Genomic DNA, 16,120 nt, shown 5'->3' on the forward strand with positions numbered 1-16,120 from the left:
CCACATCACTTCCGGATCGCCGAGCGCAGCTTCTGGACGGCGGCGTCGACCCCGGCCGGGTCGGTGCCGCCGCCCTGGGCCAGGTCCGGCTTGCCGCCACCGCGCCCGCCGACGGCCGGGGCGAACTCGGGGATGAGCTTCCCGGCGGCGAAGCCGTTGTCCCGCGCGGCCTTCGTGGTGGCGACGACGAACGACACCTTCCCGTCGGCGACGGCGAACAGCGCCACGACGCCGGGCCGGTCGCCGAGCTTGCCGCGCACGTCGGCGGCCAGGGTGCGCAGGTCGTTGCCGGACACCCCGTCCGGGGCGGTGACGGCGACCAGCGCGGTCCCGTCGAGGTCCTCGGCCTTGTCGGCGAGCGCCCCGGCGGAGGCCAGGACGGCCTCGGCGCGGTGCTTCTCCAGGTCCCGCTCGGCGATGCGCAGCCGCTCGACCAGCCCGTTGATCCGCTCCGGGAGGTCCTCGGGGCGGGCCTTCATCTGGTCGGCGAGCTGGTTGACCAGCAGGTGCTCGGTGGTGGCGTGCTGGAAGGCGTCCAGCCCGACCAGTGCCTCGACGCGGCGCACGCCCGAGCCGATCGAGGACTCCGACAGCACCCGGACCATGCCGAGCTCACCCGTGCGGCGCACGTGGGTGCCGCCGCACAGCTCACGGGAGTAGTCGCCCATGTCGACCACGCGGACGCGGTCGCCGTACTTCTCACCGAACAGCATCATCGCGCCGAGGTTGCGGGCCTCGTCGAGGGAGGTCTCGTAGGTCTGCACCTCGCGGTCGGACTGCAGCACCGAGTTGACCTCCTCCTCGATCTCCACCAGTGCGGCCGGGTCGACGGCGCCGGTGGGCGAGGTGAAGTCGAACCGCAGCCGTCCGGGGGCGTTCAGCGAGCCGGCCTGGGCGGCCGAGGAGCCCAGCGCGTTGCGCACACCGGCGTGCACCAGGTGGGTGCCGGTGTGCGCGCGCGAGACCGCGGCCCGGCGGGCCGGGTCGACCTCGGCGACGACCGAGGCGTCGAGGGTGACGGTGCCGGCGGTGACCACGCCGCGGTGCACGCGCAGGCCCGCGACCGGGGACTGGACGTCGTCGACCCGGATCTGGAACGAGTCGCCCTTGAGCACGCCGGTGTCGGCGAGCTGGCCGCCGGCCTCGGCGTAGAACGGGGTGCGGTCGAGCAGCACCTCGACCGACTCGCCCTCCTCCGCGGCGGGCACGGTCTGCCCGTCACGCAGCAGCCCGACGATCCGGGACTCCGAGTCCAGCGTCTGGTAGCCGAGGAAGTCGGTGGCTCCGTGGGTGTCGAGCACGGCGCGGTAGACCGAGGCGTCGACGAAGCCGACCTTGCGCTCGGCGGCGTCGGCCTTGGCGCGGCGGCGCTGCTCGTCCATCAGCGCGGTGAAGCGGTCCTGGTCGACCGTGAGCCCGGCCTCCGCGGCCATCTCCAGGGTCAGGTCGATCGGGAAGCCGTAGGTGTCGTGCAGCTGGAAGGCCTCGTCGCCGGGCAGGGTGTGCCCGCCGGCCTTGCGCACGTCGGTGACGGCGTGCTCGAAGATCTTCTCGCCGGCGCTGAGCGTGGAGCGGAAGGTCTCCTCCTCCCCGCGGACGACGGCGGCGATCCGCTCGAAGTCCGAGGCCAGCTCCGGGTAGGTCGGGGACATGGTGTCCCGCACGACCTTCGCGAACTCCAGCAGGCAGGGCTCGGTGATGCCGAGCAGCCGGGCCGAACGCACGATGCGGCGCAGCAGCCGGCGCAGCACGTAGCCGCGGCCCTCGTTGCCCGGGGTCACGCCGTCGCCGATGATCATCACCGAGGACCGGGCGTGGTCGGCGATGACGCGGAAGCGGACGTCGTCGGCCTCGTTGTCGCCGTAACGCTTGCCGGAGAGCTCCTCGGCCTTGGCGATCACCGGGCGGACGAGGTCGGTCTCGTAGACGTTGTTGACGTCCTGCAGCAGGAACGCGACCCGCTCCACGCCCATGCCGGTGTCGATGTTCTTGTGCGGCAGCGTCCCGATCGGCGGGTGGCCCTTCTTCGGGGACAGCTCGCCGCGCTCGTCCTGCATGAAGACGAGGTTCCAGATCTCGAGGTAGCGGTCCTCGTCGGCCTCCGGGCCGCCGTCGGCGCCGAACTCCGGGCCGCGGTCGAAGTAGATCTCCGAGCAGGGGCCGCCGGGGCCGGGCACGCCCATGTCCCAGTAGTTGTCGTCGCCGCCGCGGCGCTGGATGCGCTCGTCGGGCAGGCCGGCGATCTCCTTCCAGAGCGCGATGGCCTCGTCGTCGTCGTAGTAGACGGTGACCCAGATGCGCTCGGGGTCGAACCCGTAGCCGCCCTCGTCCTGCGGGTTCGTGATCAGCGACCACGCGAACTCGATGGCGCCGCGCTTGAAGTAGTCACCGAAGGAGAAGTTGCCCGCCATCTGGAAGAACGTGGTGTGGCGGGTGGTCTTGCCGACCTCGTCGATGTCCGGGGTCCGGACGCACTTCTGGATCGACGTGGCCCGCGGGTAGGGAGCCGGGACGTCACCGAGGAAGTACGGCTTGAACTGGACCATGCCCGCGTTGACGAACAGCAGCTGCGGGTCCTCGAGGATCAGCGAGGCGCTGGGCACGGGCGTGTGCCCGTTCTTCTCGAAGTGGGCGGTGAAGCGGCGGACGATCTCGTGGGTCTGCACCGGTAGGTCTCTCGTGACGGGTACGGCGAGGGTCGCGGACGGCACGGGGGCGTCCGCCGGGACACCGTACGGGCGGGACGGCGCTGCAACGCCGGGGAGGCTGGGCTCGCGGGGCCTGCTCAGGCACCCGCGCCGGGCGCTCGGCGCCGGAACGGCTCGCGGGGCACGGGGAAGGGCACGCCGGTGGTCCGCACGGGTTCCCTCCCCTCGTCGACGCCCTGCAGGAATCGCCGTCCAGGCTACTCCCCGCGCTCGACCGGGTTTGTGCCGGTCACCGCGCCGGTCACGACGTACGCGGGCCGCGTCCCGGGACGCCGCCTCCGCCGGTCCGGGCGGGGAACGCAGGACGGCCGGTGACCGGTGCGCGCCCGAGCGCAGCGGTCACCGGCCGCGGTGCGGGCGGTCGCGGGCGGGACCGGTCCGGGGGACGGCCGGTGCCCGCCCACGCCGGCCCGCTGTCCTGCCGGGGTCGTGACGGTGACGCCGTGGGAGCCGGCGCCGGCGGACGGACTCGGATCAGACGGCGACCGCCAGCGGCGCCGCGGCCCCGGCACCCTGCGCCGGGACGGTGATCGCGGCATCCACCGGACGCGGGCGTCGGGGCAGCCGCAGCCGCCCCTCCCGCACCGGGGCACCGGCACCCGGGCGTCCCGGCACCGCAGGCCAGGTCTCGCCGGCCGCCCGGGCCTCCTCGGCCGCGACGAGCCGGGCCTCGCGCTCCTCGAGCTCGCGGCGCAGCCGCTGCAGCGCGCGGTGCTGGGCGACGCGCACCGCCCCGGGGGTGGAGCCGAGGGCCTGTGCGGTCTCCTCGGCGCTGAGTCCGGCGGCGATGCGCAGGTGCAGGATCTCGACCTGGCGCGGGCCGAGCACGGCCATCAGGTCGGACAACCGTGTGCTGCGCTCGGCGTCGAGGACGATCTGGATCGGGTCGTCGTCGCGCCCGGCCCGCTCGGGCAGCTCCTCGACGGCGTCGCAACGGTTGCGGGCCATCGCGCGGAACGCATCGGCGATCTTGTGCCGGGCGATGCCGAACACGAAGGCGCGGAACGACATCCCGGACGGCCGGTAGTCGGGCAGGACCGCGAGGACGGCCATGCAGACGTCCTGGGCGACGTCGTCGGCCGAGCCGATCGTGGTCTCACGGCGGCCCAGCCGCGCCCGGCAGAACCGCTCGACCTGGGGCTGCACCCGGGAGAGCAGCAGGCCGACCGCGGCGGGGTCGCCGGCGACGGCCCGGGCGAGTGCCTCCGGGGACAGCAGGTCGCCCTGCGGCGTGACCGCCCCGCCGGTCGCGGGCCCGGCCCCTGCCTCGATGCCGGCATCGGTCCCGGTGTCGGTGACCGGTGGGGTGTCGGTGACGGGTGGGGTGTCGGTCGGGGGGACGGTCGCCGCTCCGGGCGCGACGGGTTCGTCCCCTGCGGTGCAGGCGTCGGCGGTGGTCGCCGCGAGACCCTGATGCATCGTGGCCAGCTTCCCGGTGCAACCCCCCGGCTGCACCCACGTCGTCCGCAGGTCCGCACGCCCGTCGGTGGGCCGGAACCTGCTCGATAACCCGGTGTGTTTGCTCGATGACCCGGTGACCACCAGTGGTCGGCGCGGCCGTCCTGACTCCGTACGGCCGCGCCCCGGCCTGCGAACAACCCTGTCGACGCACCCGAACGGGGTCAATGGACATGCACAATTTGCGGTACGAGGACACACACCGTAGGAACCGCTGCGCCGATCGGGCGATATCGCTGGTCAGCGCCCCACTGCGGGGTGTCACCGGCCACGGCACGGCTCCGACCCGTGACCCGGACGGAGCAGCCTCGTTGTGCCGGACGACCACGGTTCGTACGCGCCCTCGAAGGACTCCCGTGCCACTGCGCCATCCGCACCGCCTGCTCGCCGGGCTCGCCGCCGCCGTCGTCACCCTCGGCATCGCCTCGGCGGCTCCGGCCGTCGCCGGTCCCGCGCTGCCGGACGAGCTGCCCGCGCTCACCGAGGACGCCGCCGCCGCGCGCGTCCCGGCCGTCACCGAGGCGGCGGGTCCCGCGCTCGCCGGGGTCTGGTTCGACCCGTCCGGCGGCGGACGGCTGATGGCAGGCACCTGGGACCCGGCGCTCGCGCCCGTGCTCTCGGCGCTCGGCGCCACCCCGGTCGTGCGGGACGAGCCGCGCAGGGACCCGGCGGCGGCCGCCCGGGCGCTCACCGACCGGCTGGGCGCGCGGATGCCGGCCGGGCTGGCCGCGTACGGCACCGACCCGCGCAGCGAGCAGCTCGTGCTCGACGTCGTCGAGGGTCCGGGCTCGGCGGGACTGGCCCGCGCGCTGACCACCGGGCTGGACCCGGCCGCGGTCCGTGTGGAGCAGGTCCCGGCCGCGGCGCACCGCCAGGCCACCGTCGGTGGCGGCGACGGCATCACCGACGGCTCCCGCCGCTGCACCGCAGGCTTCGCCACGACCGACGGCTCGGCCCGCTGGCTGCTCACCGCCGGGCACTGCACCCGTGGCTCGGGCACCTGGTACACCGGCGCCGACGAGGACACCATCGGCTCCGGCGCCCGGACCGCGCAGGGCGCCGACGCGGGCGCGATCCCGGTCCAGGAGGGCGACGTCAGCGCGACGGCCGGCGGCACCCGGGTCACCGGCACCCGCTCCGCCCCGGTCGGCACGACGGTCTGCCTGTACGGCTCCACCAGCGGGCGGTCGTGCGGGCCGGTCCAGCGCACCGGCGTCACGGTGAACTTCGACGGCCAGAGCCAGCCCGGGCTCACCCAGGTCGGTGCCTGCGCCCGCGAGGGCGACTCCGGCGCCCCGTACGTCACCGCCGACGGCCAGGCGCAGGGCCTGCACACCGGTGCAGGCGGGGCGAACCAGTGCACCGCGTACTTCACCCCGGTCGCGACGGCGACCCGTGACCTGGGCCTGACCGTCCTGACCGGCTGAGCCGCCGGCTCAGGTGCGGTCGCGGATCCCGCGGACCACCCGGCGCAGCTTCGGCAGCCGCTCGGCCAGCGTGCGCTCGTTCCCGCGGCCGGTGGGCGTGTAGTAGTCGACGCCGACGACGTCGTCGGGCGGGTACTGCTGGCGCAGCACGCCGTCCGGGTCGTCGTGCGGGTAGCGGTAGCCGACGGCGTTGCCGAGCTTCTGGGCGCCAGCGTAGTGCCCGTCACGCAGGTGGGCCGGGACGGCGCCGACCTTGCCGGAACGGACGTCGGCCATCGCCGCGTCGATCGCGGTGATCACCGCGTTGGACTTCGGGGCGGTCGCCAGGTGCACGGTGACCTGGGCGAGTGCGATCCGCGCCTCCGGCATCCCGACGAGCTGCACGACCTGCGCCGCCGCCGTCGCGGCGGGGAGCGCGGTCGGGTCGGCCAGCCCGACGTCCTCCGAGGCGTGGATCATCAGCCGGCGTGCGACGAACCGCGGGTCCTCCCCCGCGACGAGCATCCGCGCCAGGTAGTGCAGCGCCGCGTCCGCATCCGAGCCGCGGATCGACTTGATGAACGCGCTGATGACGTCGTAGTGCTGGTCGCCCGCACGGTCGTAGCGCACCGCGACCTCGGTGACGGCCCGTTCGACCGCGTCCAGGTCGACCGTGGTCTCCCCCGCGCCGAGCACGCCGTCGGCGGCGGCCTCGAGCGCGGTGAGCGCGCGGCGCCCGTCGCCCGCGGCCAGCCGCACCAGCGCGTCCTCGCCGTCGGCGACCAGCGTGACGGCGCCGCCGAGACCCCGTTCGGAGGCGACCGCGCGGCGCAGCAGCGCGCGCAGGTCGTCCTCGCCCAGGGACTGCAGCTGCAGCACCAGCGAGCGGGACAGCAGCGGCGAGACCACCGAGAACGACGGGTTCTCCGTGGTCGCGGCCACCAGCAGGACCAGCCGGTCCTCGACGGCGCCGAGCAGGGCGTCCTGCTGGGTGCGGGAGAAACGGTGGACCTCGTCGATGAACAGCACGGTCTGGGTGCCGTCGCGGTCCCGGCGGGTGCGGGCCTCGGAGATGACCGCGCGCAGCTCCTTCACCCCGGCCGAGAGCGCGGACAGGGCGACGAAGTGCCGCTGCCCGCCACCTGCACCCGCCATCAGCCGCGCGATCGTCGTCTTGCCGGTGCCGGGCGGGCCGTAGAGCAGGACCGACGCCGCCGCCCCGCCGTCGAGCAGGCGGCGCAGCGGGGCACCCGGCTTGAGCAGCTCCGGCTGCCCGACGACCTCGTCGAGGCTGCGCGGGCGCATCCGGGCGGCCAGCGGGGCGCCCGGGCGCGCGCCGCCGGCGTCCCCGGTGTCCCCGGTGTCGGGGTCCCCCTCATCGGGGCCGCCCGGGCCGGGGCCGATGTCGAACAGACCGTCGGTGCTCATCGCCGTCCAGCCTGCCACCGGGCACCGACGGTTCCGCGCCCGGTGGCGGCAGGCGGGTGCCGGGTCAGGCGCGGTCGATCTCGTCGGCGAGGACGGGTGTGTGCACCGGGTTGTGCTCGTGGAACCGGCACTCGGCGTAGGTGACGATGCTCGCCGCGGTGCCCACGACGGCCGCGGGGATCATCAGCAGGTTGTAGACGATCTGGCCGAGGGCCGGGGCGGCGTAGCCGACACCACCGGCGATCAGGCTCGTGATGATCCCGTAGATCCCGCCGAGGACGACCAGCACGAGCAGGCGGCCGAACACCGGGAACCAGCGCGGGTTGACCAGGCGGAAGCACCGGCCGATCCCCGCCCGCTCGACGACGACGACACCGGTCAGTGCGCCGCCGACCACGACCGACAGGTAGATGCCGGGGATGACCAGCAGGACGAACCCGATCCCGACGATGATTGCCGAGAGGATCGTCCATCCGATGATCGGCAGGGCGCGGTTCCGGGCGAACGCGATCACCTGGTCGCGCGACCAGGGACGGCCCGCCGCGTCACGCACGATGACGAACACCGAGGCCGCCTGGGCGAGTGCGCCGAGCACGATGGCCACGACGAACAGGACGAACCCGCCGGCGCCGACCGCGTACTGGAACCCGAAGCTGGGGGCGAGCGCGTCGTTGTCGTAGGACGTCGGCCCGCCGGCGACAAGCACGGCGATCGCGCTGATGATCGCGACCGGGAGCAGCGCGCAGAGCTGGATGATCGCCAGCGTCTTCCAGCTGCGCCCGACCGTACCGACGATCTTCGAGGCCCAGTCGCCGAACGAGAACGGGACCAGCGGATCCGGGGAGCTCCCGGTCGGCGGCCCGTGGCCTGCCCCGCCGGGGTACGGCTGACCACCGTAGGCGCCACCCGGGTAGGGCTGCCCGCCGTAGGGCTGCGGTCCCCCGTACTGCTGCGGTTCGCCCTGGCCGCCGTAGGGCTGCTGCTGCCCGTACTGCTGCTCTCCGTGCTGCTGCTCTCCGTAGGGCTGCCGGCCGTACTGCGGGTCCCCCGACTGCCCGTACGGCTGCTGCGGATACGGCTGCTGTGCGTACGGGTCCTGGCTCTGCGGGTCCTGACCGTGCGGGCCCTGTGCCGGCTCGCCCGGGCCGTGCCGGTCGGCACCGGACCCGGAGTCGCCCCCCTGCGGCGGTTCACTGCTCATGAACCCGACCCTAACGGCGCATCGGACACGTCACGGGCGATTTCATCGGGTCGGCGCCGTTTCGTGACCACGCACCGCGTTCCCCCGACCCCGGATCGTCGCCGGAACGCAACGCGGCGGACCCTCGGGGACACGGTGTCGCAACACTGACCGGGCACACTCGTCGGGCATGGACACGATCCTCCGTTGCCCGCTCTGCGCCCGCCTCCGGTCCGACGCCGACATCCGCGGTCTCGGCTGGAGCAGCCACCACGGCCCGTCCGGCGTCGTGTGGGTCTGCGGGACCTGCACCCGTGCCAACCTCGTCGACATCGAGCTGGGTCTGCTCGACCCGGCCCGGATGCCGTCGCAGGCCCCGGTCCCGCAGGAGGTCCCGGCCCAGCGCGCCGCCTGAGCAGCGCGCCGCCCCCGGTCGGCACGCCCGGCGCGCGGAGGGCGCACTTCCCGGCCCCGCCGTCGTAGGGTCACCGGCGTGCGGGAGATCCTGGAGTTGCTGGAACGGGACGCGTCCCTGGACCACGCCACCGTCGCGACCATGCTCGGCCTGCCCCGCGAGGAGGTCGACGCCCGGATCGCGCAGTGGGAGCGGGCCGGGGTGATCCGGCGGCACAAGGCCGTCGTCGACTGGGAACGCTACGAGGACGGCACCGACGGCCTCGAGGGCGCCGGACGGGCGGGCGCCCAGGTCACCGCGTTCATCGACGTCTCGGTCGTCCCGGCACGCGGGGTCGGCTTCGACGACGTCGCCACCCGGATCTCCCGGTTCGCCGAGGTCCGCGACTGCTATCTCGTCTCCGGCGGGCACGACCTGCGCTGCACGGTCGTCGGCCAGGACATCCGCGCGGTCAGCGACTTCGTCGCGCAGAAGCTGTCGACGATCGACCGCATCACCTCGACCGCCACGCACTTCGTGCTCGCCACGCACAAGCGCGACGGCGACTCCTTCGCCGAGCCCGAGCCGGACCACCGGCTCCCGGTGACGCCGTGAAGCCGCTCAACGCGACGATCTCGGCCATTCCGCCGTCGGGCATCCGGCGGTTCTTCGACATCGCCGCCGAGATGGACGACGTCATCTCCCTCGGCGTCGGCGAGCCCGACTTCGTGACGCCGTGGCGGATCCGCGAGGCCGGCATCTACGCCCTGGAACACGGCTACACGACCTACACCGGCAACGCGGGCCTGCCCCGGCTGCGCGAGCTGATCTGCGCGGACCTGGCCGCGCGCTACGACGCGCACTACGACCCGGCGACCGAGTGCCTGATCACCACCGGCGTCTCCGAGGGCCTGGACCTGGCGTTCCGGGTGCTGCTGAACCCCGGCGAGCAGGTGATCATCCCGGAGCCCTGCTACGTCGCCTACGAGCCGTGCGTCGCGTTCGCCGGCGGCACCCCGGTCACCGTGCCGACCCGCGCCGAGGACGGGTTCGCGATCGACGTCGCCGCCGTCGAGGCCGCGATCACCCCGGACACCAAGGCGGTACTGATCGGCTCACCGGCCAACCCGACCGGGGCCGTGCAGTCCCCGGAGGTGCTGCGCGCGCTGGTCGAGCTGGCCGAGCGCCACGACCTCTACCTGCTCTCCGACGAGATCTACGACCGGCTCACCTACAGCGGCGCGCACACCTGCCTGGGCGCGGTCCCGGGCGCCCGGGAGCGGACCGTGGTGCTCGGCGGGTTCTCCAAGGCGCAGGCCATGACCGGCTGGCGGGTCGGCTGGCTCGCCGCTCCGCGCCCGATCGCCGAGCTGTGCCTGCGCGTGCACCAGTACACGATGCTGTGCGCCCCGCACGTCTCCCAGGTCGCCGCGATCGAGGCCCTCGCGCACGCCGAGGGCGACGTCGCGGAGATGGTCGCCGACTACGACCGTCGCCGCCGGGTGTTCGTGAAGGGGCTGCGCGAGGCCGGGCTGGAGTGCCCGGAGCCCGAGGGCGCGTTCTACGCGTTCCCGAGCATCCGGGTGTCCGGCCTGGACAGCGAGACCTTCGCCGAGCGCCTCCTGCGGGAGGAGTCGGTCGCCGTCGTCCCGGGCGGTGTGTTCGGGCCGTCCGGCGAGGGGCACATCCGCTGTTCGTACGCCACGGCACTCCCCCAGCTGGAGCAGGCCGTGGAGCGGATCGGGAACTTCCTGCGGCGCCTCTGAACCGCGCGCGGCCTGCGGTTGGCGACCATGCCGCGGACGACGACCGGTCCCAGGTCCCGGCCGCGGCGCACCAGCCACGGCACCCCCTTCACGACCAGCCAGGCACCGCACTCCCAGGAGCGGACCTCGCGGCCGCCGCAGGGGTCGAGCCCGACCTCGCCGGGCACGTCCCAGCCGGCGGCGGCCAGCAGCCCGGTCATGCCGCGGGCGAGCAGCCGGTGCCCGCGCTCGGACGGGTGCAGCCGGTCGGCGCTCCACGTCTCGCGCTCGTAGCCGCCGTCGACGCGGTGCAGGTCGAGCACCCCGGCGACGACGCCACCCTCGGCGGCGTGCGCCACGGCGGCGTCGAGGGCGTCGTTCAGGGCGGTGATGCGGGCGGACAGGACGCGGGCGAACGGCCCCGGGAGCCGGACGACGCGGGTGTGGTCGTGGTAGCGGACCAGCAGCACGGTGGCGCCGGTGGAGCCGAGCAGGGCGATCGCCTCGGCGGCGTCGCGGCGGATGTCGTCGGGGTCGAAGTCGCCGCGCAGGGTGTCGTTCATCCCGGCGCACAGCACGACGACGTCGCCGGGCTCGGCCATCGCGGCCGGCACCTGCTGGTGGCGCACGGCGGCCATCCGGGCCCCGGTCCGGCCGTGGTTGTCGAGCTCGACGGGCCCGTCCGGGCCGGTCAGGGCGTCGCGGAGCAGCGGGGCGAACCCCCGCCATCCGCCGCCGGGCGCCGGGTCGCCGACGCCGACGGCGGTCGAGTCCCCGACGACGGTGAGGCGGCGGACCGGCCGGCCGGGCGTGCGGGGCGGGCTCGGGAGGGTCGGGACGTGGGCGACGGTCTCGGGCGCGATCATCGGACGCACGCCGGTCACGATGAGCGTCGACGGCGCCGTCGCGGTGTGCGCACGGTGACGGTGTCGCTACTCCCTCGCGAACTCTGTGGTGCCCCACCGGCCCGGCCAGGCCGTCGTCGGTGCCCGGAGTCGTCGCTGCCCGGAGTCGTCAGCGTCCGCCGCGGAACGCCGGGAACGGCGCCAGCTCCGGCGCGGCGTCCGGGGACTCCCGCTCCAGCGCGGCGACGACGGCTCCGGCGAGCGCCGCGGTCCCGGGACGCCCGCTGCCGTCGGCGACGGCGCCCAGGCCGCGCCAGTAGTGCCGCAGCGCGGTGCTGATCCGCGGCGACCGGCTCGCGTCGACCCCGATCGGCCCGTCGCGGTCGAACATGCGCGGCAACAGCATCCACGTCGACCACCACACCCAGAGCAGGTGCGCGTCGGTGAGCCGGGACTCCAGGACGTCGGGGTCGTCGAGCTCGGGCCAGACCGGCGCGATCTCCGAGCGCCACGCGTCGATCATCGACTCGGCGACGTCGCCGGGCAGCGCGAAGCTGGCCGCGCAGCCGGGGAACGGGACCCGCATGTAGGCGGCGTCGAGCACGACGTCGCGGAAGCAGCCCCACTCGAAGTCGACGAACCGCACGCCGCGGCTGGTCACCAGGTTGTTGTCCGGGCACGTGTCGGACGGGCTGAACGCGCGGAACCCGGTGCCGCCCAGCAGCCGGACCGCGCCGAGCGCCTCGGGCACGGCCGGCTCCGGCACGGTGACGCCGAGGCCGTCGGTGAGCAGCTCGGGCAGCCCGGCGAGCGCGGCGCGGGCCTGCTCCGAGACCGGGTCGCGGCGGGCCTTCTCCCCCAGCCGGCGCAGCAGCGCCCCGAAGTCGCCCTCCCGCCCGGCGGTGGCGGCCTGCATCCGGCCCAGGCCACGGGCCCAGCCGAGCAGGCAGCTGCGGGCGGCGTCGCGGTCGCCGGCGAACAGCTTGTCGGCCAGCGTGGAGCTGCGGCCGAGGTCCTCGAGCACGAGCAGCCGCTGCTCGGGGTCGTGCGCGATGATCGCCGGGCTGGGCCGGACGTCGGTGGGCAGCGCGGTGAACAGCTGGCAGGACGCGACCTCGTAGCGGAACGGGTCGGCCGACCCGGCGTCGCCGCGATACTGCTTGACCACGACCGAGCGCCGGTCGGAGAACGGGTTGACCCCCATCCGGGCCCGGGCCACCACCGAGTCCCCGCTGCCGCCGAGGTCCTCGGGGTCGGAGAGCTCGACGTCGGAGCCCGCCCGCCGCGACAGCAGGCGCGCCGCGCCGGCCACCGCCGCGACCGCGTCCGGCGTCGCCTGCGGATCCGTCATCACCGCCGGACCCTACCCCTCCGACAGGCGCCGGTCCGCGCCCCGGCGACGGGACCAGAGCCGCGACAGCAGCAGCACTCCGGCCGCCGCGAGGACCGCTCCGACGACGTTCACGACCAGCTGCAGCAGCGACAGCCCGGCCTCGTCCCAGCGACCCTCGGTGGCCGCGACCGACCCGAACGCCGCCGCGGGCACCGTGGTCACCGAGATGAACACCCCGACCAGCGCCGAGGACCGCGCCGAGGTCAGCGACAGCATCCCGGCCGCGCCCGCGAGCAGCGCGACGACCAGTGAGAACGGCCCGACCTCGTAGATGAAGTCCATCTGCTGGAGCTGGTCGAGGCCGTCGGAGGACAGCCAGCCGAGCGCGTCGAACAGCCACGTCGCGAGTGCGGTGACCAGCATGGCCAGCGGGAACCCGACGGCCAGCGCGAGCCCGCCGCGGCGCATGAGGTCACCGCGGCGCAGCACCATCCCGACCGCGAACGCGGCCATCGGCCCGAACTCGGGCCCCATCACCATCGCCCCGACCACGGTGACCGGGGAGTCGGTGACCGCGCCGACCGCGGCGAGCACGCAGGCGATCGTGAGGAAGGTCAGGAACGTGACGGTCGGCCGGGACTCCTCGCCGGTGCGGCCGATCAGCTCGTCCCAGACGACGGCGTCGGCGCCGTCACCGGGCGCGGCCTCCTCGGCGGCGTCGGCCCGGTCGGACAGCACGGTGTCGAGCTGCTCGACGGTGACCGCGCCGTCGTGGTCGATGCCCAGGTCGGCCATCGCGGCGAGGACGGCGTCGGTGGCCTCACGGGCCACGTCGGCCTCGACGAGGTCACCGCGGGGCTCCACGGCGGCACCGGGGTGGACCACCAGGTGGGCCACCCCGGGCTCGTCGCGGAGCACGTCGACGACCTCGGTCGTCCGCCCCTCGGGGCAGACGACGCGCAGGTGCAGCACGCCCTACGCGGCCGGGCCGGGCTTCTCCGGGGCGCCGCCGCCGGTCTCGGCGGGCTTGCCGGGCGCGGACCCGCCGGGCGCCTTGTCCGCGTCCGGGCGGGCGTCGACGCCTGCCTCCTTGCGCTGCGCGGCGGTGATCGCCGCGGGCGCCTGGGTCAGCGGGTCGTAGCCGCCACCGGTCTTCGGGAACGCGATGACCTCGCGGATCGAGTCGACACCGGCCAGCAGCGCGGTGATCCGGTCCCAGCCGAACGCGATGCCGCCGTGCGGCGGCGGGCCGTAGGCGAACGCCTCGAGCAGGAAGCCGAACTTCTCCTGCGCCTCGGCCTCGGACAGCCCCATGATCTCGAAGACGCGCTTCTGGACCTCGGCGTCGTGGATACGGATCGAGCCGCCGCCGATCTCGTTGCCGTTGCAGACGATGTCGTAGGCGTAGGCCAGCGCGTTGCCCGGGTCCTTCTCGAAGGTGTCGATCCACTCCGGGGTGGGCGAGGTGAACGCGTGATGCAGCGCGGTCCACGCACCCCCGCCGACCGCGACGTCGTCGGTGTCGGCGGCCGACTCGAACAGCGGTGCGTCGACGATCCAGACGAACGACCAGGCGGACTCGTCGATCGCGCCGATCCGGCGGGCGATCTCGCCGCGGGCGGCGCCGAGCAGCGCGCGGGCATCCGACGGCTTGCCTGCGGCGAAGAAGATGCAGTCGCCCGGGTTCGCACCGACGGCCTCGGCCAGGCCGGCCCGCTCGGTCTCGGACAGGTTCTTCACGACGGGGCCGCGCTCGTCGACCTCGCCGTCGTCGCCGATCAGGACGTAGGCCAGGCCGCGGGCGCCCCGCTGCTTGGCCCACTCCTGCCAGCCGTCGAGCACCTTGCGCGGCTGCGAGGCCCCGCCGGGCATGACGACGGCGCCGACGTAGGGGTTCTGGAAGACCCGGAACCCGGTGCCGGAGAAGTACTCGGTGAGCTCGGTCAGCTCGATGCCGAACCGCAGGTCCGGCTTGTCGGAGCCGAACCGGGCCATCGCCTCGGCGTAGGGCATCCGCGGGATCGGCGTGCTGATGTCGTGGCCGACGAGCTTCCACAGCGCGACCAGGACCTTCTCGGCCAGGGCGATGACGTCGTCCTGCTCGACGAAGCTCATCTCGATGTCGAGCTGGGTGAACTCGGGCTGCCGGTCGGCGCGGAAGTCCTCGTCCCGGTAGCAGCGCGCGATCTGGTAGTAGCGCTCGATGCCGCCGACCTGCAGCAGCTGCTTGAACAGCTGCGGGCTCTGCGGCAGGGCGTACCAGGAGCCGGGGCGCAGCCGGGCCGGGACCAGGAAGTCGCGGGCGCCCTCGGGGGTGGACCGGGTCAGGGTCGGGGTCTCGACCTCGACGAAGTCCTCGTCGGCCAGCACCGTGCGGGCGGCCTTGTTGACGTCGCTGCGCAGCTGGATCGCGGCGGCGGGGCCGGGGCGGCGCAGGTCGAGGTAGCGGTGGTGCAGCCGGATCTCCTCGCCGACGCCGGTGTGCTCGTCGATCGGGAACGGCAGCGGCGCGGACTCCGACAGCACGGTCAGGCCGGTCACCGTGACCTCGATGTCGCCGGTGGGCAGGTCCGGGTTCTCGTTGCCCTCCGGGCGGCGGACGACCTCGCCCGTCACCTGGATGCAGAACTCCGAACGCAGCCGGTGGGCGCGCTCGGCCATCTCGCCCTCGCGGAACACCACCTGCGCCGAACCGGAGCGGTCGCGCAGGTCGATGAAGATCACGCCGCCGTGATCGCGGCGGCGGGCCACCCATCCGGCGAGGGTCACGGTCTGGCCGGCGTTCTCGGCACGCAAGGTGCCGACGGGGTGGGTTCGCATCACGGCGGTCAAGGCTATCGGCAGGGGTCGGGGGGCTCGCCACCAGGTTTCACATGTGCCGTCGCCGCAGATAGCGAACAGCGCTATCGTCATGTACGTGGGTGTCATCAAGCAGTCCGAGCTGCGTAACGACAACGCGGCGATCATGCGACGCGTCGCGGCCGGCGAACGGTTCACCGTGACGGTCAACGGTGCCCCGGTCGCCGATCTCGTTCCCCACCAGCGGGTCACGCAACGGCGCGAGGTACCCGCCACGGAGCTCGACGCACTCTTCTCCGGGCTCCCGCCGGTCGACGTCGCCGTGTGGGATCGGGACCGCACCGGGATCGATGCCCTGCTGAGCGACACCGAGCTCGACGACCCCGACGACGAGCGGTGAGCAGCCCGCGGGGACCGCTGCCTCGCATCGTGGCCGACACCTCCGTCCTGATCGACCGTCCGACCGGCGGATTCGCCGCCTGGGCCGACGTGGTGCTGGTGACGATCGTGTCGGTCGCCGAACTCGAGTACGGCGCCCAGACGTCGGATCCCGTGCAGGCCCTGGCGAGACGACGTCGCCTGCGCGCAGTCGTGGACACCTTCGACGTGCTTTCGCTCGATGTCGCGGGCGCGGAACTGTACGGCGCTCTCGCGGAACTCGTCCGTCGCCGGGGACGCAATCCCCGCCCACGACGATTCGATCTGCTGATCGCCGCGATCGCGGCGCGGCACGGTCTACCGCTCCTGACCCGCGATCGCGACGGCCTCGCCGGGCTGGAACGGCTCGTGCACGTCGAGACCGTGACCTGAGGTTCCGTCCGTCC

The 16,120-nt window shown here is 74.2% G+C and carries 13 protein-coding genes and 1 pseudogene; 6 read left to right on the forward strand and 8 right to left on the reverse strand.

The features are described from left to right. Positions 1-5: 5 nt before the first annotated feature. Together alaS and shbA are read right to left on the reverse strand one after the other, a co-directional pair. Positions 6-2,666: an alanine--tRNA ligase gene (gene alaS / locus ACLE50_RS11635; protein WP_410943480.1), complete on the reverse strand. Its 2,661-nt coding sequence runs from the start codon at positions 2,664-2,666 to the stop codon at positions 6-8. Positions 2,667-3,182: 516 nt separating this feature from the next. After that, positions 3,183-4,127 (reverse strand): RNA polymerase sigma factor ShbA, encoded by a 945-nt coding sequence (gene shbA, locus ACLE50_RS11640; protein ID WP_410943481.1) that lies wholly within the window; start codon positions 4,125-4,127, stop codon positions 3,183-3,185. Positions 4,128-4,522: 395 nt separating this feature from the next. Here shbA and ACLE50_RS11645 point away from each other — a divergent pair, with 395 nt between their 5' ends. Then, positions 4,523-5,593 (forward strand): S1 family peptidase, encoded by a 1,071-nt coding sequence (locus ACLE50_RS11645; RefSeq protein WP_410943482.1) that lies wholly within the window; start codon positions 4,523-4,525, stop codon positions 5,591-5,593. Between the two features lie 9 nt (positions 5,594-5,602). Here ACLE50_RS11645 and ACLE50_RS11650 read toward each other — a convergent pair whose 3' ends face one another. Then, entirely contained in the window at positions 5,603-7,000 is a 1,398-nt protein-coding gene (locus tag ACLE50_RS11650; RefSeq protein ID WP_410943483.1) for a replication-associated recombination protein A, read from the reverse strand. A gap of 64 nt (positions 7,001-7,064) precedes the next feature. Further along, on the reverse strand, positions 7,065-8,201 hold the full coding sequence (locus ACLE50_RS11655) for a hypothetical protein (RefSeq protein WP_410943484.1): 1,137 nt from the start codon (positions 8,199-8,201) through the stop codon (positions 7,065-7,067). 169 nt (positions 8,202-8,370) lie between these two features. Between ACLE50_RS11655 and ACLE50_RS11660 the strand changes: the two genes are divergently transcribed. The 3 genes from ACLE50_RS11660 to ACLE50_RS11670 all read left to right on the forward strand — a co-directional run bounded on the left by ACLE50_RS11660 (position 8,371) and on the right by ACLE50_RS11670 (position 10,340). Beyond that, on the forward strand, positions 8,371-8,595 hold the full coding sequence (locus ACLE50_RS11660; protein WP_410943485.1) for a hypothetical protein: 225 nt from the start codon (positions 8,371-8,373) through the stop codon (positions 8,593-8,595). A 78-nt stretch (positions 8,596-8,673) separates the two neighbouring features. Next, a complete protein-coding gene (locus ACLE50_RS11665) occupies positions 8,674-9,189 on the forward strand; it encodes an Lrp/AsnC family transcriptional regulator (protein ID WP_410943486.1) in 516 nt (171 codons plus the stop codon). Further along, positions 9,186-10,340: an aminotransferase class I/II-fold pyridoxal phosphate-dependent enzyme gene (locus ACLE50_RS11670; RefSeq protein WP_410943487.1), complete on the forward strand. Its 1,155-nt coding sequence runs from the start codon at positions 9,186-9,188 to the stop codon at positions 10,338-10,340. Before ACLE50_RS11665 ends, ACLE50_RS11670 begins: the two co-directional genes overlap by 4 nt. Before the next feature lie 215 nt (positions 10,341-10,555). Here the strand turns inward: ACLE50_RS11670 and ACLE50_RS11675 are convergent. The 4 genes and pseudogenes from ACLE50_RS11675 to aspS all read right to left on the reverse strand — a co-directional run. Then, a pseudogene (locus tag ACLE50_RS11675) lies at positions 10,556-11,185 on the reverse strand (SGNH/GDSL hydrolase family protein); the annotation flags it as partial. A 148-nt stretch (positions 11,186-11,333) separates the two neighbouring features. Continuing rightward, positions 11,334-12,515 carry a hypothetical protein gene (locus ACLE50_RS11680; protein WP_410943488.1) on the reverse strand — a complete coding sequence of 394 codons (1,182 nt, stop codon included), beginning with the start codon at positions 12,513-12,515 and terminating at the stop codon, positions 11,334-11,336. Positions 12,516-12,527: 12 nt separating this feature from the next. Next, positions 12,528-13,469, reverse strand: coding sequence for a DUF389 domain-containing protein (locus ACLE50_RS11685; protein ID WP_410943489.1), 942 nt, complete (start codon positions 13,467-13,469; stop codon positions 12,528-12,530). A 3-nt stretch (positions 13,470-13,472) separates the two neighbouring features. Continuing rightward, the gene (gene aspS, locus ACLE50_RS11690) at positions 13,473-15,320 is read right to left on the reverse strand and encodes an aspartate--tRNA ligase (RefSeq protein WP_410943490.1); all 1,848 of its coding nucleotides are present in this window, start codon (positions 15,318-15,320) and stop codon (positions 13,473-13,475) included. Positions 15,321-15,408: 88 nt separating this feature from the next. Here aspS and ACLE50_RS11695 point away from each other — a divergent pair, with 88 nt between their 5' ends. Beyond that, on the forward strand, positions 15,409-15,696 hold the full coding sequence (locus ACLE50_RS11695) for a type II toxin-antitoxin system Phd/YefM family antitoxin (protein WP_410943491.1): 288 nt from the start codon (positions 15,409-15,411) through the stop codon (positions 15,694-15,696). Positions 15,697-15,725: 29 nt separating this feature from the next. Continuing rightward, positions 15,726-16,106: a PIN domain-containing protein gene (locus ACLE50_RS11700; protein ID WP_410943492.1), complete on the forward strand. Its 381-nt coding sequence runs from the start codon at positions 15,726-15,728 to the stop codon at positions 16,104-16,106. Positions 16,107-16,120: the final 14 nt, after the last annotated feature.

Origin of the sequence: Pseudonocardia phyllosphaerae, assembly GCF_046546475.1 — a bacterium.
GTDB lineage: Bacteria > Actinomycetota > Actinomycetes > Mycobacteriales > Pseudonocardiaceae > Pseudonocardia > Pseudonocardia phyllosphaerae.